The sequence below is a fragment of the Streptomyces sp. NPDC006733 genome (assembly GCF_040636125.1).
Lineage (GTDB): Bacteria > Actinomycetota > Actinomycetes > Streptomycetales > Streptomycetaceae > Actinacidiphila.
In genome coordinates this window covers 217,352-238,061 of the sequence record NZ_JBEYJD010000003.1, presented here as the reverse complement: position 1 = coordinate 238,061, position 20,710 = coordinate 217,352, and the positions used below count along the sequence as shown (strand labels likewise).

Annotated in this window: 17 protein-coding genes; 13 read left to right on the top strand and 4 right to left on the bottom strand. The window is 73.6% G+C overall.

Translation table 11 applies throughout. The annotated features are described in order from the left end of the window. Positions 1-53 precede the first annotated feature (53 nt). Entirely contained in the window at positions 54-2,750 is a 2,697-nt protein-coding gene (locus tag ABZ721_RS05195; RefSeq protein WP_358787201.1) for a GNAT family N-acetyltransferase, read from the bottom strand. A 251-nt stretch (positions 2,751-3,001) separates the two neighbouring features. Between ABZ721_RS05195 and pflB the strand changes: the two genes are divergently transcribed. The 6 genes from pflB (at position 3,002) to ABZ721_RS05165 (ending at position 11,264) form a co-directional block, all read left to right on the top strand. Then, positions 3,002-5,263, top strand: coding sequence for a formate C-acetyltransferase (gene pflB, locus ABZ721_RS05190; protein ID WP_358787200.1), 2,262 nt, complete (start codon positions 3,002-3,004; stop codon positions 5,261-5,263). After that, positions 5,260-5,988, top strand: coding sequence for a pyruvate formate-lyase-activating protein (gene pflA / locus ABZ721_RS05185; RefSeq protein ID WP_358787199.1), 729 nt, complete (start codon positions 5,260-5,262; stop codon positions 5,986-5,988). The genes pflB and pflA overlap by 4 nt, the downstream gene beginning before the upstream one ends. Positions 5,989-6,148: 160 nt before the next feature. Beyond that, positions 6,149-7,165: a type I glyceraldehyde-3-phosphate dehydrogenase gene (gene gap, locus ABZ721_RS05180; RefSeq protein ID WP_358787198.1), complete on the top strand. Its 1,017-nt coding sequence runs from the start codon at positions 6,149-6,151 to the stop codon at positions 7,163-7,165. A gap of 29 nt (positions 7,166-7,194) precedes the next feature. Beyond that, complete coding sequence (locus ABZ721_RS05175; RefSeq protein WP_358787197.1) at positions 7,195-7,956, top strand: HAD-IA family hydrolase; 762 nt, start codon at positions 7,195-7,197, stop codon at positions 7,954-7,956. Between the two features lie 2 nt (positions 7,957-7,958). After that, positions 7,959-10,400 carry a glycosyl hydrolase family 65 protein gene (locus tag ABZ721_RS05170; protein WP_358787196.1) on the top strand — a complete coding sequence of 814 codons (2,442 nt, stop codon included), beginning with the start codon at positions 7,959-7,961 and terminating at the stop codon, positions 10,398-10,400. 123 nt (positions 10,401-10,523) lie between these two features. Further along, complete coding sequence (locus ABZ721_RS05165; RefSeq protein WP_358787195.1) at positions 10,524-11,264, top strand: universal stress protein; 741 nt, start codon at positions 10,524-10,526, stop codon at positions 11,262-11,264. A gap of 126 nt (positions 11,265-11,390) precedes the next feature. On the opposite strand, the gene ABZ721_RS05160 is transcribed toward ABZ721_RS05165, so the two are convergent. Further along, positions 11,391-12,254: a universal stress protein gene (locus tag ABZ721_RS05160; protein WP_358787194.1), complete on the bottom strand. Its 864-nt coding sequence runs from the start codon at positions 12,252-12,254 to the stop codon at positions 11,391-11,393. Between the two features lie 219 nt (positions 12,255-12,473). On the opposite strand from ABZ721_RS05160, the gene ABZ721_RS05155 reads away from it, so the two are divergent. The 6 genes from ABZ721_RS05155 to ABZ721_RS05130 all read left to right on the top strand — a co-directional run bounded on the left by ABZ721_RS05155 (position 12,474) and on the right by ABZ721_RS05130 (position 16,943). Then, positions 12,474-13,205 (top strand): CBS domain-containing protein, encoded by a 732-nt coding sequence (locus tag ABZ721_RS05155; protein ID WP_358787264.1) that lies wholly within the window; start codon positions 12,474-12,476, stop codon positions 13,203-13,205. 34 nt (positions 13,206-13,239) lie between these two features. Continuing rightward, positions 13,240-13,818 (top strand): hypothetical protein, encoded by a 579-nt coding sequence (locus ABZ721_RS05150; RefSeq protein ID WP_358787193.1) that lies wholly within the window; start codon positions 13,240-13,242, stop codon positions 13,816-13,818. After that, positions 13,815-14,357 carry a universal stress protein gene (locus ABZ721_RS05145; protein WP_358787192.1) on the top strand — a complete coding sequence of 181 codons (543 nt, stop codon included), beginning with the start codon at positions 13,815-13,817 and terminating at the stop codon, positions 14,355-14,357. The genes ABZ721_RS05150 and ABZ721_RS05145 overlap by 4 nt, the downstream gene beginning before the upstream one ends. A gap of 163 nt (positions 14,358-14,520) precedes the next feature. Next, on the top strand, positions 14,521-14,976 hold the full coding sequence (locus ABZ721_RS05140; RefSeq protein ID WP_358787191.1) for a cyclic nucleotide-binding domain-containing protein: 456 nt from the start codon (positions 14,521-14,523) through the stop codon (positions 14,974-14,976). A gap of 74 nt (positions 14,977-15,050) precedes the next feature. Next, positions 15,051-15,734 (top strand): CBS domain-containing protein, encoded by a 684-nt coding sequence (locus ABZ721_RS05135; protein ID WP_358787190.1) that lies wholly within the window; start codon positions 15,051-15,053, stop codon positions 15,732-15,734. A 195-nt stretch (positions 15,735-15,929) separates the two neighbouring features. Beyond that, positions 15,930-16,943, top strand: coding sequence for a nitroreductase family protein (locus tag ABZ721_RS05130; protein ID WP_358787189.1), 1,014 nt, complete (start codon positions 15,930-15,932; stop codon positions 16,941-16,943). Between the two features lie 50 nt (positions 16,944-16,993). On the opposite strand, the gene ABZ721_RS05125 is transcribed toward ABZ721_RS05130, so the two are convergent. Beyond that, the gene (locus ABZ721_RS05125; RefSeq protein WP_358787188.1) at positions 16,994-18,703 is read right to left on the bottom strand and encodes a GAF domain-containing protein; all 1,710 of its coding nucleotides are present in this window, start codon (positions 18,701-18,703) and stop codon (positions 16,994-16,996) included. 202 nt (positions 18,704-18,905) lie between these two features. Here ABZ721_RS05125 and ABZ721_RS05120 point away from each other — a divergent pair, with 202 nt between their 5' ends. Next, positions 18,906-19,580 carry a response regulator transcription factor gene (locus ABZ721_RS05120; RefSeq protein ID WP_358787187.1) on the top strand — a complete coding sequence of 225 codons (675 nt, stop codon included), beginning with the start codon at positions 18,906-18,908 and terminating at the stop codon, positions 19,578-19,580. A 56-nt stretch (positions 19,581-19,636) separates the two neighbouring features. Here the strand turns inward: ABZ721_RS05120 and ABZ721_RS05115 are convergent, their stop codons facing one another. Continuing rightward, positions 19,637-20,548, bottom strand: a complete 912-nt coding sequence (locus tag ABZ721_RS05115) for a helix-turn-helix transcriptional regulator (protein ID WP_358787186.1) — start codon at positions 20,546-20,548, stop codon at positions 19,637-19,639. Between the last annotated feature and the right edge of the window lie 162 nt (positions 20,549-20,710).

Below are 20,710 nucleotides of genomic sequence, written 5' to 3'. Positions count from 1 at the left end.
CGGTTCTTCCTGGGACTGGCGGACGCGTCGCGGCATGCCGCGGCCGACCGCCGTCAGCGCAGCCGGCGCAGATACGGGTTGTGCGCGGCACGCGGCACGAGGCGGACCCGGACGTCGAGGGCGGTGACGCCGTCGGGCCGCGCGATCACCGGGTTGAGGTCGGCCTCGGCGAGCTGCGGCAGATCCCCGGCCATCCGGGACAGCCGCAGCAGCAGCTGCTCCAGCCCCTCCAGATCGACGGGCCCGCCGCCCCGGTACCCGAACAGCAGCGCGGCGCAGCGGGGCGCGGTGATCAGCTCGTGGACGGCGTGGTCGGTGAGCGGGGCGAGGCGGGCGGCGTGATCCGCGAGCAGGTCGGTCGCCGTACCGCCGAGGCCGAACAGCACCAGCGGACCGAAGACCGCGTCCTGGGCGACACCGGCGACGAGTTCGGTGCCGCGCTCGGCCATCGTCTGCACGAGGACACCGGTCATGATGTCGCCGAAGCGGGCGGAGAAGTCGCGGTAGGCGGCGCGCACCGCGGCTGCGTCGGCCAGGTCCAGCCGCACGGCGCCCTGATCGCTCTTGTGCACCGAACCGGGCCAGTAGGCCTTGAGGGCGACCGACCGGCCGGGGCCGGCCAGCCGCTCCGCCGCCTCGACGGCATCCTGCTCGTTCTCGGCCCAGGCGTAGGGCTGCCGCGGGATGCCGTAGTGGTCGAGCAGAGCCATGCATTCGCGCGGATCGAGCCAGCCGCCTTCGGGGTTCCGTGCGAGGAAGTCCGCGACCAGGGCCCGGGCCGCCTCGACGTCGGCCGTGGGCGGCGGCGGCACGGTGCCGGGCGGCCGGGCCAGCCAGCGGGCCCGGTCCGCGGCGTGCGCCAGGGCACGCGCGGCGGCCTGCGGGTCCGCGTAGGCGGGCACCTGGCCCCCGGCGGGGACGGGCAGCATACGGACGCGTTCCTCCTGGTCGAGCAGGACCGCGGCGACCGTTCGGGGACGACGATCCGGGACGGCGTGGGTGAGGGCCCCGGTTGGATCGTCGCCGGTCGCCGCGGTCAGTGCGGTGGGGACCAGGGCGACGAGGACCGCGTCGACCGCGCCGTGGGCGGTGAGCCGGTCGATGCAGTCGCTCAGTTCCCGTTCGCCCACGGCGGCGGTGGCGTCCACGGGATTGGTGGCGGTGGCCCCGTCGGGCAGCAGCCGCAGCAGTTCGGCGATCAGGTCCGCGGGCAGGGTGGGCATGTTGAGCCCCGCTTCCGCGCAGGCGTCGGCGGCCAGCACGGCCGCGCCGCCCGCGTTGGACACGATGGCCACCCGGTGGCCGGCGGGAAGCGGCTGGGAGTGCAGGAGCGCCGCGGTGTCCAGGAGTTCACCGATGGTGCGGGTGGCGGTGATCCCGGCCTGGCGGAACAGGGCCTGCCGCGTCATCGTCGGCGTCGCGGCGGCGGCGGTGTGCGAGGCGGCGGCGCGCCGGCCCGCCGTGGACCGGCCCGCGTCGACGGTCAGGACCGGCATGCGGCGGGCCACCCGGCGGGCGGTGCGCGAGAACGCGCGGGGATTGCCGAACGACTCCACGTGCAGCAGGGCCAGGTCGGTGCGGTCGTCGCCCTCCCACCACTGCAGCAGGTCGTTGGCGCTGACGTCGTACTTGTCGCCGAGCGAGACGAAGCTCGACACCCCGATCCCGAGCCGGGCGAGCCCGCCGAGCAGCGCGATCCCGACGCCGCCGGACTGGACGGCGACGCCGGCGCTGCCCGGCCGCGGCCGGTCGGCGGCGAAGGTGGCGTCGAGGCGGACGGTGTCCTCGGTGTTGGCGATGCCGAGGCAGTTCGGGCCGACCAGCCGCATGCCGTGCCGGCGGCACGAAGCGAGCAGGGACGCCGCCTGCCGGCTGTCGAGGCCGGAGGTGAGCACGACCAGGGAGCGCACCCCGGCGGCGCCGCACTGCTCGGCGACCTCGGGTACGACGTGCGCGGGCACGGCCAGCACCGCGAGATCCGGCGGGTGCGGGAGGGCGGCCACCGTCGGATAGCACGGGACCCGCAGGATGGCGTGGGCGTGCGGATTGACCGCGTACAGATGACCGGAGTACCGGGCGTCGCGGATGTTCTTGAGGACGGCCCGTCCGATCGACCCGGCCTTCGTGCCCGCCCCGACCACGGCGATGGAGCCCGGGCGCAGCAGTGGTCGCAGGCTGGCGGTGTCGGCGGTCCGGCCGCGTTCGTCCACGGCGTCGAGGTAGTGCTCGTCGGGGTCGAGCCGGATCGCGCAGTGCACTTCGGTGCCGACGAAGCGGCGGGTGGTCCGCAGGCCCAGATCGGCGACGACCTTCAGCATGAGGTGGTTCTCCGCGGGGGCGTCTGCGGTGAAGGACGTGATGCCGTCCTGCCGGGCCGCGTGCACCAGGTGTTCCAGCAGCAGGGTGCCCGCCCCGCAGTGGTGGAAGGCGTCGGCGACCGCGAGCGCGATCTCGGCGGAGGCGGCGTCGGCGCCGCTCTCGTACTCGGCGACCCCCACGACCTCGCCGTCGCAACGGGCGATCAGTGCGTGGTGGCCGCGCCGGGGGCCGGAGCAGGCCCGGTCGGCGGCCTGCGGTCCTGACCGCCGGCTCACACCGAAGGAGCGCAGCCGCTGGTTCTCCGACGACATCCCCTCGTACCACCGCAGCACCTGGTCGTGGTCCTCGGGCCGTGCGCGGTGGATCTCCACGGTCCGGCCGTCGGTCAGCAGCGCGTGGGTCTGCCCGTCGTGGTGGGCGGTGGCGGTCATGGCGAACCTCTCTCCTGCGGATCGTTCCACCCACACGATGCGGCCGTACCCTCCCGCGCCGCAGGGGCTGAACGGGGCCGGGTCCGGGGCCGGTCGGCCCTGCCGGCCGGTCGCCGGGGCGCGAGGGCCGACCGGTCCCACCGAGGGCCGAAGCGCCCCTCGCGAGCCCGGCCGGCCCGGTGCGACAGTGCCGGAAACGGCCGCCCCGCCGCCGGACACCCTGCCGCGGCCGGAACCAGGGAGTGAACGCCATGACACAGGCCATCCGGACCGACGCCCCCGCTGCCGCCGACCCGTGGCGAGGATTCTCGGGTCGTGCCTGGCACCGGCGGATCGACGTACGGGCCTTCATCCAGGACAACTACACGCCGTACGAGGGCGACGCCGCGTTCCTGGCCGGCCCGACCGAACGCACCCGCGCGGTGTGGGAGACGGTGTCCGAGCTGCGCGCCGAGGAGCGGCGCAGGGGCGTGCTGGACGTCGACGCCGCCACCCCGTCCACGATCACCGCGCACGGGCCCGGGTGGATCGACCAGGACCGTGAGCTCATCGTGGGTCTGCAGACGGACGCCCCGCTCAAGCGGGCGATCATGCCCAACGGCGGGCTGCGGATGGTGGAGAGCGGGCTGCGTGCCTACGGCTTCGAGCCCGACCCGTTCGTCTCCCGGGTCTTCGGCACCTACCGCAAGACCCACAACCAGGGCGTCTTCGACTCCTACACCCCCGAGATGCGCCGGGCCCGCAAGGCGGGCATCATCACCGGGCTGCCGGACGCCTACGGCCGGGGCCGGATCATCGGCGACTACCGCCGGGTCGCGCTGTACGGCACGGCGCTGCTCATCGAGGCGAAGTGCGCCGAGCGGGCCGCGCTGGACGGGCAGTCGTCCTCGGCCGAGGTGATCCGCGACCGGGAGGAACTCGCCGAGCAGATCCGCGCGCTGGCGGAACTGGAGCAGATGGCCGCCGCGTACGGCTGCGACGTCTCCCGCCCGGCCGCCACCGGCCACGAGGCGATCCAGTGGCTGTATCTGGGGTATCTGGCCGCGGTCAAGGAGCAGAACGGCGCGGCGATGTCGCTGGGCCGGACCTCGACGTTCCTCGACGTCTACCTCGCCCGCGACCTCGCGGAGGGGCGGATCGACGAGACCCGCGCCCAGGAACTGATCGACGACTTCGTGATCAAGCTGCGGATCGTGCGGTTCCTGCGCACCCCGGAGTACGACGAGCTGTTCTCCGGCGATCCCACCTGGGTGACCGAGTCGCTGGGCGGCATCGGGCAGGACGGCCGGACCCTGGTCACCCGGACATCCTTCCGCTTCCTGCAGACCCTGTACAACCTGGGGCCCGCCCCGGAGCCGAACCTCACCGTGCTGTGGTCGCCCCGCCTGCCCGCCGGCTTCAAGCGGTTCTGCGCGCAGGTCTCGATCGACACCAGCGCCCTGCAGTACGAGTCGGACGAGCTGCTGCGCCCCCGGACCGGGGACGACACCGCGATCGCCTGCTGCGTGTCGGCGATGGCGGTGGGACGGCAGATGCAGTTCTTCGGCGCCCGGGTCAATCTCGCCAAGGCGCTGCTCTACGCGATCAACGGAGGCCGGGACGAGATCACCGGTGAGCAGATCGCTCCCGCCACCGAGCCGCTGACCGGCGAGTACCTGGAGTACGACGCCCTGCTCGCCGCGTACGACCGGATGCTCGACTGGCTGGCCGCCACCTACGTCAACGCGCTCAACGTCATCCACTACATGCACGACAAGTACGCCTACGAGCGGCTGGAGATGGCCCTGCACGACCACCCCGTCCACCGCACGCTGGCGTGCGGGATCGCCGGGCTGTCAGTGGCCGCGGACAGCCTGTCGGCGGTGAAGCACGCCCGCGTGAAGGTGGCCCGGGACAGCTCGGGGCTGGCCGTCGACTACACGGTCGAGGGCGAGTACCCGGCCTTCGGGAACAACGACGACCGGGCCGACGCGATCGCGGTGGACCTGGTGCGCCGGTTCATGGCCAAAGTGCGCCGGCACCCGGCCTACCGGGATGCGGAGCACACCCAATCGGTGCTGACGATCACCTCCAACGTCGTCTACGGCAAGCACACCGGCAACACCCCCGACGGCCGCCGGGCCGGGCAGCCCTTCGCACCCGGCGCCAACCCCATGAACGGCCGCGACCGGCACGGCATGGCCGTCTCCGCGCTGTCCGTCGCCAAGATCCCCTACGACGAGGCCCTCGACGGCATCTCCCTGACGTCGACGATCACGCCCGAGGGGCTGGGCCACCACCCGGACGAACGCGCCGCCAACCTGGTCGGCATCCTGGACGGCTACATGGCCGCCGGCGGCTTCCACCTCAACGTCAACGTCCTGGACCGGGCCACGCTGCAGGACGCCATGGAGCACCCGGAGGCGTATCCGGCCCTGACCGTCCGGGTCTCCGGTTACGCGGTCAACTTCGTCCGGCTCACCCGCGAGCAGCAGCTCGACGTGATCAGCCGTACCTTCCACGGCCGGCTGTGACCACCGGCCGCGTGCACTCCTGGGACCTGTCCACCGGGGTGGACGGGCCCGGGACGCGCTTCGTGCTCTTCCTCAGCGGCTGCCCGCTGCGCTGCCAGTACTGCGCCAACCCCGACACCTGGCACCTGCGGGACGGGCGGGAGAGCGAGGCCGACGCGGTGCTGGCGGAGATCGGCAGGTACCGCTCCTTCATCACCGCGGCCGGCGGGGGAGTGACGATCACCGGCGGCGAGCCGCTGCTGCAGCCCGCCTTCACCGCCGAGGTGCTCCACCGCTGCCGGGAGCTCGGGCTGCACACCGCCCTGGACACCTCCGGCTTCCTCGGCGCCCGCGCCACGGACCGGCTGCTGGCCGACACCGACCTGGTCCTGCTGGACATCAAGGTCTTCGACATCGCCGCCTACCGGGCCCTGACGGGCGGCGACCTCGCGCCGACGCTGACGTTCGCCACCCGGCTGAGCCGGCTCGGCAAGCCGATCCGCCTCCGCTACGTCCTGGTCCCCGGCCGGACCGACGACGAGGCGGCCGTCGACGGCCTGGCCGCCTTCGCCGCCGGGCTGGGCACCGTCGAATGCGTCGACGTCCTGCCGTTCCACAAGCTCGGTGCCGCCAAATACGAAGCCCTGGGCATCCCGTTCCCGCTGTGCCACAGCCCGACGCCGCCGGCCGAACTGGTGGAGCGCGTGCGGGGGCAGTTCCGCGAGCACGGCCTGCGGGCGTACTGAGCGACGGGACCCCGTGGCGTCGCGGGCGCACCGACCGGGCCGGCCCCGGGTGCCGTTCGGCCCCCGGGGTGACCCCTCAGGCCCCTGCCGGAGCACGGCGCACGGGGAGACAGTGAAGCCACCACCAACCACAAGCACTCGCACAGCAGAAGGGGTTGTCATGACCGTACGGGTCGGCATCAACGGATTCGGCCGCATCGGCCGCAACTACCTGCGCAGCGTGCTGGCGCGCTCCGCGGAGGACACCACGCCCGTCGAGGTGGTGGCGATCAACGACATCGCGCCCATCGCGACCATGGCGCACCTGCTGGAGTTCGACTCGACCTACGGGCGGCTGGGCCGTCCGATCACGCACGACGCGGAGTCGATCACCGTGGACGGGCACCGCATCGCGGTGAGCGCCCAGCGTGACCCGGCGGCCCTGGCCTGGGCGGACCGCGGCGTGGACATCGTGATCGAGTCCACCGGCCGCTTCCGCACCCGCGACGACGCGGCCCTGCACCTGAAGGCCGGCGCCCGCAAGGTCCTCATCTCCTCGCCCGCCAAGGGCGTGGACGTGACCGTGGTCATGGGCGTCAACGAGACCGACTACGACCCCGGCGCCCACCACATCGTCTCCAACGCCTCGTGCACCACCAACTGCGTCGTACCGATGGTGCAGGTCCTCCAGGACGCCTTCGGCATCGACAAGGGGCTGATGACCACCATCCACGGCTACACCAACGACCAGGCGCTGCTGGACGGCCCGCACAAGGACCTGCGCCGGGCCCGCTCGGCGGCCGTGAGCATCATCCCCACCAGCACCGGCGCGGCCCGCGCGGTCGGGCTGGTCCTGCCGGAGCTGGCCGGGGCGCTGGACGGCATCGCGGTCCGCGTCCCCGTCGAGGACGGGTCCCTGACCGACCTCACCGTGCTGCTGCGCCGCCCGGTCACGGCGGCTGAGGTCAATGAGGCCTTCACCGAGGCGGCGCAGGGGTCGCTGAGCGGCATCCTGCGGGTGAGCACCGCGCCGATCGTGTCCCGGGACGTGGTCGGGGATCCGGCGTCCTGCATCGTGGACGCGGCGCTGACCCAGGCCAAGGGCGAGCTGGTGAAGGTGTTCGGCTGGTACGACAATGAGTGGGGCTACAGCAACCGCCTGCTCGATCTGACCGAATACGTCGCGGCCCGCCTGTGAGGCCAGGGGGCCGGGAGGGGGCTCCGCCCATGGTGACCGCGCCGTGCTCCGCACCGCTCCTGAAGGCCGTCCGGGCGGTGGTCTTCGACACCGACGGGGTCATCACCGACTCCGCCCGAGTGCACGCCGCCGCCTGGAAGGAGGCCTTCGACGCCTGTCCGCGGGCGGCCGGGGACGAGCGCCCGTTCGACCCGGTGGAGGAGTACCGCCGGTACGTCGACGGCAAGTCGCGGCTCGACGGCGCGCGGGCCCTCCTGGTCTCCCGGGGTCTGACCCTGCCCGAGGGTGATCCGCTGGATCCGCCGGGCACCGGCAGCGTCCGGGCGGTGGCGGCGCGCAAGGAGGAACTGTTCACCGCCCGGCTGCGCGAGCACGGCATCACCGCGTGGCCGGGCACGGTCCGACTGCTGCGGGTCCTCGGCCGGGAGCAGGTGCCCTGCGCGGCGGTCTCCGCCTCCCGGCACGCGACCGAGCTGCTGGGCGCCGCCGGGGTGCGGGACCTGTTCCGGGTGGTGGTGGACGGCAGCGAGGCACGGCGGCTGGGTCTGCCGAACAAGCCCGACCCCGCGCTCTTCGTGGAGGCGGCACGCCGCCTGGGCGTGCCCGCGGCGGAGTGCGCGGTCGTCGAGGACGCCCTGGTGGGCGTCGAAGCCGGCCGGCGCGGCCGCTTCGCCCTGGTGATCGGGGTGGACCGCACCGCGACCGCGGCCAGCGCCGCCGACCTGCTGGACCACGGCGCCGACGTCGTGGTCCAGGACCTGGCCGAGCTGCTGACCGTCCCGGAGGGCTGACCATGGACAGCTGGACCTGGTCCTACGAGGGCTACGACCCCGCAACGGAGCGGCTGCGCGAGGCCCTGTGCACGGTGGGCAACGGCTACTTCGCCACCCGGGGGGCCGCTGCGGAGACCGCCGCGGGGCCGCACCACTACCCGGGCACGTACGCCGCGGGGGTCTACAACCGGCTGGTGTCCACGGTGGCCGGCCGGCAGGTCGAGAACGAGGACATGGTCAACCTCCCGGACTGGCTGCCGCTGCGCTACCGGATCCGCCCGGCCGGAGCGGAGGCCGGCGCGTGGCTCAGCCCCGACCACAGCGACCTGGTCTCCCACCGGCAGAGCCTGGACCTGCGCCGGGGTGTCCTGACCCGGGAGACGGTGTACGCCGATCCGTCCGGCCGACGGCTGCGGGTGGAACAGCAGCGCCTGGCGCACATGGGCGACCCGCATCTGGCGGCGCTGCGCACCCGGTTCACCGCCGAGGGGTGGCAGGGCGAGCTGGAGGTGGAGTCCGCGCTGGACGGCGAGGTCCGCAACACCGGCGTCAGCCGGTACCGGGACCTCGCGGACCGGCACCTGACGCGGTGGCGGACCGGCACCGGAGGACCCGACACGGTGTGGCTGCGCTGCCGCACCACGGCCTCCGACATCCGCGTCGCGCTGGCGGCGCGCACCCGGGTCGCCCCCGTCGCGGACACCGCCTCCGTCCCGCACTGCTCCGAGCACCGGGCGGCCAGCCTGCTGACCATCCCCCTCGCGGCGGGGGAGACGGTCGTGGTCGACAAGACGGTGGCACTGCACACCTCGCGGGACCGGGCGATCAGCGACCCGCTGCGGGCCGCGATCGACCGGGTGCGCCGTGCGCCGGCCTTCCCCGACCTGCTGGACTCCCACCGCACCGCGTGGCGTCACCTGTGGAACCGGGCCTCGGTGGACGTCCCCGGCCGGGCCGGGCCGATCCTGCGGCTGCACCTGTTCCATCTGCTGCAGACCCTCTCCCCGCACACCGCCGAACTCGATGTGGGGGTGCCGGCCCGCGGGCTGCACGGGGAGGCGTACCGCGGCCACGTGTTCTGGGACGAACTGTTCGTCCTGCCGTACCTGAACCTGCACCTGCCGGAGGTCTCGCGGGCGCTGCTCACCTATCGCTGGCGACGGCTGCCGCAGGCCTGCCGCTCGGCCGCCAACGCGGGGCGGCGGGGTGCGATGTACCCGTGGCAGAGCGGCAGCGACGGCCGGGAGGAGACGCAGACGCTGCACCTGAACCCCCGCTCAGGACGCTGGCTGCCGGACCACTCCCACCTCCAGCACCACGTCGGCTCCGCGATCGCGTACAACGTGTGGCAGTACTGCCAGGCCAGCGGCGACACCGAGTTCCTGCACACCAAGGGCGCGGAGATGCTGTTGCAGATCGCGCGTTTCTGGGCGGACGCCGCCCGCTGGGACGCCGGCACCGGCCGCTACCACCTGCGCGGCGTCGTCGGCCCGGACGAGTACCACGACGCGTACCCGGACGCCGACCGCCCGGGGCTGGACGACAACGCGTACACCAACGTCTCCGCCGCCTGGGTGCTGGCCCGGGCCGCCGAGGTGTACCGGGCCCTGCCGGTGGTGCGCCGGACGGAGTTCGCCGAGGCCAGGAACCTGGACGAGGTCGAGGTCGAGCGCTGGTCGGAGATCGCCGGAAAGCTGTACGTGCCCTTCCACGACGGTGTCATCAGCCAGTTCGAGGGCTACGGGGAGTTGAAGGAGCTGGACTGGGCCGGCTACCGGGCCAGGTACGGCGACATCCGGCGCCTGGACCGCATCCTGGAAGCCGAGGGCGACACCGTCAACCGCTACCGGGCGTCCAAACAGGCGGACGTGCTGATGCTCGGTTACCTCTTCTCGCCCGCGGAACTGCAGGGACTGTTCCAGCGGCTCGGCTACGACCTCGACGAGGCGGCCTGGCGGGCCACCGTCGACTACTACCTGGCCCGCACCAGCCACGGATCGACGCTCAGCGGGCTGGTGCACGGCTGGGTGCTGGCCCGGGTCCGGCGCGCGGAGGCGTGGACGTACTGCCACGAGGCGCTGATCGGTGACGTCGCCGACGTGCAGGGCGGGACCACGGCCGAGGGCATTCACCTCGGAGCGATGGCGGGCACGCTCGACCTCGTCCAGCGCGGGCTGACGGGGCTGGAGACCCGTGACGACGCGTTGTGGCTGGATCCCGCGCCGCTGCCGCAGCTGTCGAAGTTCGGTGTCACCCTGCGCTACCGGGGCCACTGGGGGCTGGGCGTGCGAGTGCGGGCACAGCGGGTGCAGATCCGTGTCCCGGCGTCGGACGGCGCCTCGGTGCGGGTGGTGCTCGCCGGGCGGACGTCCACCGTGCTGCCCGGCCGCTCCCGCTGGCTCGACCTGCCGCCGGTACGCGCCGACGACGGGCCTCATGGGGACGACCCGCCCCGCCGGTGACAGGGCGGCCGGGTGCGCGGCTCGGCCACCTGGCCCAGGGCCGATGGGCCCGGGGCCGCGACCCGGTCGGCCCCTTGGGGATCGCGTCAGGCGACCGGACAGTGACAGCAGGAGGTGGACTTCATGAAGGAGCGTTGGGTCATCGCCCGGGTCGACGGATCGGGCCCGGGGATGGGGGCCGCGCGCTGGGCCGCCACGGAAGCCGTACGACGGGGCTGCGCCCTGCGATTGCTGGGGACCCGCGCCCCGGGAGAACTCGACCGGCCGCTCGTCGTCGTGCGCCTGCGGCATCCCGGGCTGACGGTGGCGACGGAGCGGGTCGACCATCCGCTGCCGGCCCTGATGGCGGCCGGCGCCGATGGGGAGCTGCTGGTCGTGAGCGCGCTGCACCGTGAGGCCATGCAACTCGCCGGGGGCGCGCCGTGCCCCGTGGCGATGGTGCGCATGGCGCACGCCGGCGAGGTCGTCCTCGGACTGGACGCGCGGCGCCCGGACGACACGGCGACCGGCTTCGCCTTCGAGGTCGCCCGGCGCGACGGCCACCGGTTACGCGCGGTGCACGCCTGGCAGTTGCCCCTGCCGTACGAGGGCCGCACTCCGTACCCCGTGCTGGAGGACGACCGTGCCGAGTGGGAGGACGAGGAGGTGCAGACCCTCGCGGACGCGCTGCGCAGCTGGCGGGAGAAGTACCCCGAGGTCGAAGTGATCCCGGATGTGCGGCTGTTCACCGCGTCCTGGGCGCTGGTGAACGCGTCGGCGCGGGCCGAGATGGTCGTGCTGGGGCGCGGTCCCGACGGGCTGGGCCCGGTGGGGCACGCGGTCGCCGAGTTCGCGGAGAGCCCGGTGGTGTTCGTCCCGCGCTGAGTCAGGGGCGACGCGGGACAGCGGTGGCAGGGCCGGGAGCGATCCCGGCCCTGCCACCGCCTGATGTGCCGTGCAGACAGAAGCCGCGGTCCCAGGAGGTCATAGGAGCGGCCCTGTCAGGCAGGGTCAGGGCTGCGGAACGACGGCCACCGGGCAGGCGGCGTGGTGCAGCAGCGCGTGGTTGACCAGGCCGAGATGCAGGCCGATGGCGCCCGGCTGGCGCCGTTGGGCACCGACGACCAGCAGGTCCGCCGTGGCGGCGGCGCCCAGCAGGGCCGCGCGGGCTGATCCCTCGACCGGCACGCGGTCCACCGTGACACCGGGATAGAGACCTGACGTCTCCCGCAGGGCTTCCGCGATGACCTCCTCGGCCCGGCGCCGGTGCTCGTGGGCGGCGTCCACGCTCGCCGCTTCCTCGTGGGCCGGGCAGCGCCAGGCGTGGAGGGCCTCCAGCCGGGCCCCGCGCCGCTCGGCGGTGCGGAAGGCGAACTCCAACGCGGCCTGGGCCGTGGCGTCCCCGCTCAGGCCCAGCAGGATCCGCCGGTTGGCGCCGAGGCGGTTCTGCTCCGCGCCGCGAACGACGATCACCGGGCACCGCACGCGGGCGGCGACGCCCAGCCCGACCGAGCCGAGCAGCAGGCCGGCCAGCTCCCCGCGCCCCCGGTGGCCCACGACCACCGACGAGGCGCGGCGGCCCGCCTCGACCAGAGCGGTCACGGCACCCTCCACGGCGACGGTGCCGCTCACCTTGAGTTCGGGCTGCCTGGCCTCGGCCCGCGCGACCGCCGCGCCGAGGATGTTCTCCGCCAGCACGCGTTCGGACGGGCGGTGGTCACCGAAGGAGGGGGACATGCCCTCGTAGTGCTCCCACAGCGACGCGAAGATCACCTGCAGGGGCAGCCCCTGCCGCGCCGACTCATCGGCGGCCCAGTCGACGGCCTCCAGGGCGGTCTCGGATCCGTCCACACCCACGATCACCGGAAGTTCCACGGTGCACACCTCCTGCTGTGCCGCGCACCGACGACCGGGGCGCTCCTGTCGGCACGTTCGCAGGGCGAACGCCGGCAGGACAGGGGCGGACCGGCCCCTGTGAGGGTCATCCGGCCCAAGGGGTGGGGCCGGGCAGCATCTGGAACCGCGCGCTTCCCGGGCGGACGCTGATGCCATCAGCGAGAGAGGGCCGTTCGCGCCGCGGAAGGAGTGTTCATGATGAGGCACAATCGGATCACCGACGTAATGACGACCGAGGTCGTGAAGGCGGTCTACGGCACGCCGTTCAAGACGGTCGCGGAACGGCTGTCGCGGCACCGCATCAGCGGTCTGCCCGTCGTGGACGCCGACGACCAGGTCATCGGGGTCATCTCCGAGACGGATCTGATGATGCGCCAGGCGGCGGCGGCCGACGGCGGGGGAGCGGGCGGTGGATCGTGGTGGGGCCGGTTGTCGGGTTCCGCGCGCCGCGAGCGGAACAAGGCGCGGGCCAGGACCGCCGGGCAGCTGATGTCCCAGCCGCCGATCACCGTGCGGGCCGAGGAGTCCATCGCCGAGGCGGCCCGGACCATGGTGCAGCACCGGGTGGAGCGCCTGCCGGTCATCGACGAGCAGGACCGCCTGGTGGGCATCGTCACCCGCCGTGACCTGCTGCGCGTCTTCCTGCGGCCGGACAGCGAGATCCGCCGTGAGGTGATCGACGAGGTGCTGGTGCGCACGCTGTGGCTCACCCCGCAGTCCATCGCGGTCAACGTCTACGACGGGGTGGTGACGCTGGAAGGGCGCCTGGAGCGGCGCAGCGAGATCGACATCGCCGTCCGCCTGACCCGGCAGATCGACGGGGTGGTCGCCGTCGTCGACAAGCTCACGTTCCGGCTCGACGACACGCACCTCAAGCCCGCGGAACAGGAACTGCACGGCGTGGCCGACGACTGGATCCGCAAGCTGTGAAGACCCGCTGACGGGCCGGGGAGGCATGGGGACCATGAAGGGAACCCTGAGGTGGTGGCGTTGGCGGTCCAATCCGCTGCGCCGCCGCTCGGACATCGTCGAGGGATGGGTGAACGTGGTGACGGCCGCGGTGCTGCTTCTCGGCGTGCCGGCGGCCGCAATGGCGGCCGGGGCCGCGGCCCATGACGCCGCCGTCGACGCGGCGGAGCGCCAGCGGGCGACGCGGCACGCGGTGTCCGCGGTGCTGCTGGAGGACGCGCCGGCGCTCCCCGGCTACGGAACCACCGGTGACCGGTTCGCCGTGGCGGTCCGCTGGACCACACCCGCCGGGGTGGTGGCGACCGGGAGGGCCAAGGCCGACGCCGGCAGCGCGCGGGGTTCCACGACGACGGTGTGGCTGGACCGGTCCGGGCACCAGGTCGCCGCGCCGGCGTCGGCCGACCAGGTGGCGTCCTGGACCGCGATCGGCGTCACCGGCGGGGCCGCGGTCGCCCTCGCCCTTGTGATCACTGCCCGAGGCGCGGTCCGGAGGGTCTCCGACCGGCACCGGATGGCGGAGTGGGAACGGGACTGGGACCACATCGCGGACACCTGGGGACGGCGACGGACATGACGTACGCATCATCCGAGACGGGCCTGAACCGGCCGGCGGCCCGTGACCGCATCGTCGTCGGCGTCGACGGCAGCGACTCCTCCTGCGCGGCCCTGCGCTGGGCCGCCGCGGAGGCGGCCACCCGGCGGGCGGATCTCGTCGTGGTCCATGTCTGGGAGCCGAGCGGTGCCCACCATGCGCCGTACGCGCCGAACCCCGGCGTCCGGTCCCGGACCGAGGACCGGTCCCGGGCCCAGGACCGGCTGCGCACCGCCGTACGGCGGGCCCTGGGACCCCGGCCCGCCGTCGCGGTGCGGCTGGTGCTGACGGAAGGCCGCCCGAGCCCCGTGCTGCTCGCGCACGCGCAGCGCGCCGTCCTGCTCATCCTGGGCCACCACCCGTCCTCCTCGCCCCTGCGGCCGGCCCTGGGACCGGTCGCCCGGGACTGCGTGCGCAGAGCACCGTGCCCGGTGGTGACCGTCCCCTGCGGGAGCGGAGGCCACGGCGAGGTGGCCCGACCGTCCCAGGGGGAGGGCCGCACGGCCCCTGCCCTGGGGTGAGGCACCCGCCGCACGCTGGGGGAGGTGGGGAACGCCACGAGCAGCCCACGGCGGCGCACCGGCCCCTGAGCCTCGCCCGGGGGACCCGGAGCAGCGGACGACCGGGGGCAGCGCCGAGCCGACCACCGCGTCGCCGCGCACACGAGAGATGGGGAGATCCGTCATGAACCGCACGCACGGTCTGCTGCACTCGCTGTCGGCCGAGAACCGCGAACGGATTCTCGCCCTGTCGCGGGAGGTCTCCTTCCCCGCCGGAGAGCGGATCTTCGAGGAAGGCGGCCGGGCCGAGCACTTCTGGATCATCCGCACCGGGGCGGTCTACCTCGACCTGCACGTGCCCGGCCGCCGCGCCCCCACCGTCGAGGCGCTCGGGCCCGGGGATCTGCTGGGCTGGTCCTGGCTGTTCGCACCGTACCGCTGGCACCTGGGAGCCCAGGCGCTGAGCCCGGTGCGGGCGCGGGAGTTCGACGCCGAGCAGGTGCGGGCCCTGTGCGAGGAGGATCCGGTGCTCGGCCGGGAGCTGGTGCTGGCGTGCGCCGAGGTCATCGCCCACCGGCTGACGGCGTCGCGCACCCGGCTGCTCGACCTGTACGGGCCGCACAGCGCCGTCCGGTCCTGACCCCAGCCTCGCGCCGCCCGTGCGGCCGCGTCGCCCGCCACCGAGAACCGCCGCCAGAACCGCAGGAGTTGATCATGAAGAACACCCCGCACACAGTCAGTGACGTCATGACCGAGACGGTCGTCGCGGTCAGCCGCACCGCGCCGTTCAAGGAGATCGTCAGGACCCTGGAGCAGTGGCACGTCAGCGCGGTGCCCGTGCTGGAGGGCGAGTCGCGGGTGGTCGGGGTCGTCTCCGAGGCCGATCTGCTGGCCAAGGAGGAGTTCAAGGACCGCGATCCCTCGCGCCTAGAACAACTGCGCCGCCTGGACGACCTGGTGAAGGCCGGGGCCGGCACCGCCGAGGAGCTCATGACCGCCCCGGCCGTGACCGTCCACGCCGGCGCCACACTCGCCGAGGCCGCACGGCTGATGGTCCGGCGCAACGTCAAACGGCTGCCGGTGGTGGACGAGGTCGGCCGGCTGACGGGAGTGGTCAGCCGCTCCGACCTGCTGAAGGTGTTCCTGCGCGAGGACGAGGACATCGCCGGGGAGGTGCGCAGCGAGGTGATCGGCCACCTCTTCCCCAACGAGCGGCCCACGATCGAGATCGCCGTGCAGGAAGGGGTCGTCACCCTCACCGGATCGCTCCCCGACACCTCGCTCGTCCCGGTCGTCGCCCGGCTGGTGCGGGCGGTCGAGGGCGTGGTCAACGTCGAGATCCGGCTCACCGGGCACCCCAGGCGCAGCGAGCCGCCCGTCGTGGGGCCGCAGTTCTGACGCGGTGCCCGGCGGACGCCGCACGTGGTGCGGAACGCCGGACCGGGGCCGCCGTCCCTGGCCTGCCCAGTGGTTGCGGCGGCCCGGAGTGGGGCCATCCGACCCCTTCTCCGGACCGGGTGGCCTCTGTGCCCGCGGCACCGGCCGGGCCAGGCTCGATCCAACGGCAGCACACGTGCCGGAAGGAGACCCGTCATGCGAACCCGATCCCCCGCGCTGCGCCAACTGGACGCCGTGACGCTGGAGAAGCTGATCTCGGCCGCGATCGCCGCCCCGTCGATCCACAACACCCAGCCCTGGCGCTACCGCCTCGACCCGGTCACGGTCACCATCGAGGTCCGGGCCGCCCCGGAGCGGTCCTTGCGCCACATCGACCCGACGGGCCGGGCACTGCACCTGTCCGTGGGCACCGCGGTGTTCAACCTGCGCGTCGCGGTCGCCCACCTCGGCTGGGAACCGGTGCTCCGGCTCCTGCCCGACCCGGCCGATCCCGGCCTGCTGGCCTCCGTGCGCCTCGCCGGGCCGCCCCGCAACGGAGCGGCGCACCGGACCGATCTGTACGAGGCGATCTGGCGCCGGCACACCAGCCGTCAGCCGTTCTCCTCCCGCCCGGTGCCCGAGGCGGTACGGGCCGAGCTGTCGGACGCCGCGCACCGCGAGGGGGCGGGTCTGTGGTTCCCCGACGGCCGGGAGGCCCGGCGGCTGCTGCAGCTCACCGCGGAGGCGGAGCGCCGCACCACGGGCGATCCCGCCCGGCGCGACGAGAGCCGTCGGTGGCTCCACCGGCCGGAAGCCGGCCCGGTGGGGATTCCCGCCGCGGCGCTCGGCCCGCAGGACGCCACCGGCCACCTCCCGGTCCGCGACTTCGGCGCCGCTCGCCGGCCGGGCCTGCTGCCTGCCCAGCCGTTCGAGGAGAACCCGGTGATCGCGGTCCTGTCCACCGCGCACGACCGTCGTGCGGACTGGCTGCGGGCCGGCCAAGCCCTGCAGCACGTCCTGCTGGTCGCCACCGCCGAGCGCCTGAGCTCCTCCTTGCTGCACCAGGCGCTGGAGTGGCCCGACCTGCGCTGGCCTCTGCGGGACAGTTCCGGCGGCCCGAGCCATGTCCAGATGCTGCTGCGGCTGGGCTACGGCCCGCAGAGCGCGGCGAGCCCGCGCATCCCGGCCCGTGAGGTCCTGCGGCAGAACGGCTCCGGCTCCGGCGTGTAGCCACTGGCCGCAGACGTCAGGGGAGTGGACGGCAGGCGGTCTCCCGCGCATCAGCCGCTCAGCGGCACCCGCCACAGCAGGCGGGTGCCGCCGCCGTCGGGGGAGGCCAGCTCCATGCGGCCGCCCAGCTTCTCGGCCCGTTCGGCCAGGTTGCGCAGCCCGCTGCGCCGCCCGTCGGTGCCCAGGCCCACGCCGTTGTCGGTGACCGTCAGGGTCAGCGTGCCGTCGGCCACGCCGACGGCCACCTCCGTGGAGGTCGCCTTCGCGTGGCGGACGATGTTGCTCAGGGCCTCGCCGAGCACCGCGATCACATCGTCCGCGACGCTCCGCGGCACCGCGGTGTCCACCAGGCCGTCGGTGCGCACCGACGGGGTGAACCCCAGCAGCGGAGCTGCTTCCGCGACGGTGCGGGCGGTGAGCACGCGCAGCCCCCGGCCGGGGCCGGCGTGCGCGCGGAGTCCGAAGATCGTCGAGCGAATGATCTTGATGGTGTCGTCGAGGTCGTCCACCGCCCGGGTCAGCCGGTCGGTGGCCTCCGGGTGCGAGACGAAGCGCAGCGCGCTCTGCAGGGTCATCCCCGTGGCGAACAGCCGCTGGATCGCCACGTCGTGCAGGTCCCGCGCGATCCGGTCGCGATCCTCCAGCAGGCTCATCTGCTCCGCGTCCCGCCGCCGTTCGGCGAGCTCCAGGGCGACCGCGGCCTGTGCCGCGAAGCCGGAGAGCGGATCGGCCTCGGCGGACGTGAACGCGGGTTCGCCGCTCGCCCGCGCCAGCAGCAGAACCCCGCGGATCCGTTCGCCCGCCCCCAGGGGCACCGAGACCGCCGGGCCCAGCCCCTGCCAGCGCGGCGGGCCGACGCTGACCCGCGGATCGTGGTCGATGTCCGCGCTCACCACCGGCGCTCCGGCGGCGAGGCACGCCCCCACGAAGGTGCCGACGCGCGGCAGCACCAGTCCCTGGTGCTGCTCCGCGTCGAGGCCGATCGCCAGCACGACCCGCAGGTCGTCCGAACCCGCGACGGGCAGCGCCACCGCCCCGAGATCCGCACCGGTGATCTCGCGGCTCCGGGAGAGGATCAGCTCCAGCACCTGGGCCTCGGCCATGCCGGACAGCAGGCCGCTGATCACCTCGGCGTTCGCTGCGATCCACCGTGCCCCGCGGCGCGTCTCCTCGTACAGGCGCGCGTTCTCGATCGCCACGCCGGCCGCCACGGCCAGCGTCGAGAGCACCGCCTCGTCCTCGGCGTCGAACTCCGCCGCCCGGCGCTTCTGCGTCAGGTACAGGTTCCCGAAGACCTCCTGGCGGATACGGATCGGGACCCCGAGGAAGGAGTGCATGGGCGGATGATTGGCCGGAAATCCGACCGACGACGGGTGTTCGGACAGCTCCGCCAGCCGCAGCGGCTCCGGGTGGCGGATCAACTCGCCGAGCAGGCCGTGCCCGGACGGCAGCGGGCCGATGGCGCTGATCTGCTCGGGACTGACCCCTTCGGTGAGGAACTGCGCGAGCCGCTCCTCGTCGCCGATGACCCCCAGCGCCCCGTACTCGGCGTCGACCAGCACGACGGCGGCCTCGACGATCCCCCGCAGGACCTGGGCCAGCTCCAGCTCCTGGCCCACCGAGAGCACGGCCTCCAGCAGCTCGTGCACCCGGTCCCTGGTCCCGCGCACCGCGTTGATCCGGACCTGGAGTTCCTCGAGCAGATCATCGAGTCGAAGCCGGGGGAGCGGTTCGGGCCGCGCCGCCTTGTCCTTGCCCATGACGACTCCCGCCGTATCGACCGAGTGAAGGGGTTGGTGCCCGCCTACGCTAGCGCCTCGCCCCGCACCTCGGGGAAGGGCGCCCGCCGCGTCCGCCGCGCGTCCCCGCGATGGGCAGGGTCGGGAGGACATGGTCCGTTCGGCCCCTGTCGCCGCTCGCTCCCGGTGGATCACAATTCCTGCAACGGAACGGGGAGCGGACATGGTTGAAGGCGTACTGCCCATTCGGGTGTTCCTGGTCGACGACCACGAGGTGGTGCGGCGCGGGCTGGTGGACCTGCTGGACTCGGAAGAGGGGATCGAGGTCGTGGGAGAGGCGGGAACAGCCGCGCACGCGCTGGCCCGCGGTCCCGCCCTGCGTCCCGATGTGGCGGTCCTGGACGTACGGCTCCCGGACGGGGACGGGATCACGGTCTGCCGGGAACTCCGGTCCCAGATGCCCGACCTCGCCTGCCTGATGCTCACCTCGTTCGACGACGACGACGCGCTCCTGGACTCGATCATGGCGGGCGCCTCCGGCTACGTCCTCAAGCAGATCAGGGGTTCCGACCTCGTCTCGGCGGTGCGGACCGTCGCGTCCGGGCAGTCGATGCTCGACCCGGCCACCACCGCCCGCCTCATGAGCAGCCTGCGCGGCGGTCCCAAGGAGGACGGACCGCCCGCCGACAGCCCGTTGTCCCATCTCACCCCGCGTGAGGTGGAGATCGTCGGACTCATCGGGCAGGGGCTGACCAACCGGCAGATCGGCAAGCAGTTGTACCTGTCGGAGAAGACCGTCAAGAACCACATCTCCCGGCTGCTCGCCAAGCTCGGGGTGGAGCGCCGGATCCAGGCCGCGGTGCTGGCCTCCCAGTTGGAGCACCCGGCCAAGGAGTAGAGCGCCGTGCGCTGCGGGCTGCGCCGTCACCGGCCCCGGTGTCGGCGCGTCATGCCTCAGTCCAGATCGGTGTCGGTGCCCACGCCCGGCAGTCTGCCGTCCTCGATGTCGTCCAGCAGGTCGTTGAGGAAGGACACGAGGCGGGTGTTGAGCGCGCCCCCGCCGCCGCGCGTCGCCATGGTGCCGACCTCGCCGCGGCGGAACGACGCGATGAGTTCCAGGTTGGCGGCCAGCTCGCGCACGGCCTCGTCGTCGGGCCGGAAGAACTGCGGCGGCGCGTGGTAGGCCGCCGCGAGGCCCGCCAGGACCTGTGGCGACGCGTCCGTGCGCACACCGGTGCGCAGGTCGTGCACATCGCTCTCGGCGACCACCGCACCGCCGGGCTGGGCGTTGATGATCTGCGCGATCTCCGCGTCGGCCGGCGGTGACTGCCCTCCCTGATACGTGTGCTCGACCATGAAGGCGATCTTCTCGGACAGGGTGCGCGGGTCGCGGCGGCGCTCGTCCGGCGGTTCCGGCGCCGGTGCCGTGGCCGGGGGGAGGGGCACGTCGTTGCCGAACGACCGTTCCTGGGCCGCCAGCAACTCCTCGACGCCCACCCCGTACGCGTCGGCCAGCGCTTCGGCGAAGGCCGGCTGCAGGCGGCGGACGCCCCGCTCCGCGTTGGCGACGGGTCCCGCGCTCTTCGTCCCCAGGATGTCCTTGGTCTGGTACTGCGAGTAGCCGGCGTCGCACCGCAGGTCGGCGAGGTCGGGCAGGCCGTCGCGGGGGAACAGGGCGTCCAGGTCCGCTCCGAGGGCGGCCGCCAGCGCGGGCAGCCTGTCGCCGTCGGGGCAGGACTGCTCCGTCTCCCAGCTGGCGACGGTCGGGTCGGCGACGCCGAGGGCCTTCGCGACCTGACTTTGGGTCAGGTCAGCAGCGCGGCGTACCGCGCGGACGCGGCGGCCGTCGAAGTGACGTGAAGGCATTCAGCTGCTCTCCGACTGCTGGTTGTCGTAACAGGAAAACCTTAACCACTTGATCGGTTCGTTGAAACAAGATAACTTCGATTCGACGAACGGCACACCACAGCTACCCACCTGGTGACGTACGGGGGTCGTCGCCAGGTGGGTGTCACACCCGCCCGCCCG

Bases quoted from the DNA above. Each gene is read 5' to 3' on its own strand.
- ABZ721_RS05115 (WP_358787186.1), bottom strand. From the start codon at position 20,548: ATGCCTTCACGTCACTTCGACGGCCGCCGCGTCCGCGCGGTACGCCGC.
- pflB (WP_358787200.1), top strand. From the start codon at position 3,002: ATGACACAGGCCATCCGGACCGACGCCCCCGCTGCCGCCGACCCGTGG.
- ABZ721_RS05135 (WP_358787190.1), top strand. From the start codon at position 15,051: ATGAAGAACACCCCGCACACAGTCAGTGACGTCATGACCGAGACGGTC.
- ABZ721_RS05125 (WP_358787188.1), bottom strand. From the start codon at position 18,703: ATGGGCAAGGACAAGGCGGCGCGGCCCGAACCGCTCCCCCGGCTTCGA.
- ABZ721_RS05175 (WP_358787197.1), top strand. From the start codon at position 7,195: ATGGTGACCGCGCCGTGCTCCGCACCGCTCCTGAAGGCCGTCCGGGCG.
- ABZ721_RS05145 (WP_358787192.1), top strand. From the start codon at position 13,815: ATGACGTACGCATCATCCGAGACGGGCCTGAACCGGCCGGCGGCCCGT.
- ABZ721_RS05170 (WP_358787196.1), top strand. From the start codon at position 7,959: ATGGACAGCTGGACCTGGTCCTACGAGGGCTACGACCCCGCAACGGAG.
- ABZ721_RS05120 (WP_358787187.1), top strand. From the start codon at position 18,906: ATGGTTGAAGGCGTACTGCCCATTCGGGTGTTCCTGGTCGACGACCAC.
- ABZ721_RS05140 (WP_358787191.1), top strand. From the start codon at position 14,521: ATGAACCGCACGCACGGTCTGCTGCACTCGCTGTCGGCCGAGAACCGC.
- gap (WP_358787198.1), top strand. From the start codon at position 6,149: ATGACCGTACGGGTCGGCATCAACGGATTCGGCCGCATCGGCCGCAAC.
- ABZ721_RS05155 (WP_358787264.1), top strand. From the start codon at position 12,474: ATGAGGCACAATCGGATCACCGACGTAATGACGACCGAGGTCGTGAAG.
- ABZ721_RS05130 (WP_358787189.1), top strand. From the start codon at position 15,930: ATGCGAACCCGATCCCCCGCGCTGCGCCAACTGGACGCCGTGACGCTG.
- ABZ721_RS05165 (WP_358787195.1), top strand. From the start codon at position 10,524: ATGAAGGAGCGTTGGGTCATCGCCCGGGTCGACGGATCGGGCCCGGGG.
- ABZ721_RS05150 (WP_358787193.1), top strand. From the start codon at position 13,240: ATGAAGGGAACCCTGAGGTGGTGGCGTTGGCGGTCCAATCCGCTGCGC.
- ABZ721_RS05195 (WP_358787201.1), bottom strand. From the start codon at position 2,750: ATGACCGCCACCGCCCACCACGACGGGCAGACCCACGCGCTGCTGACC.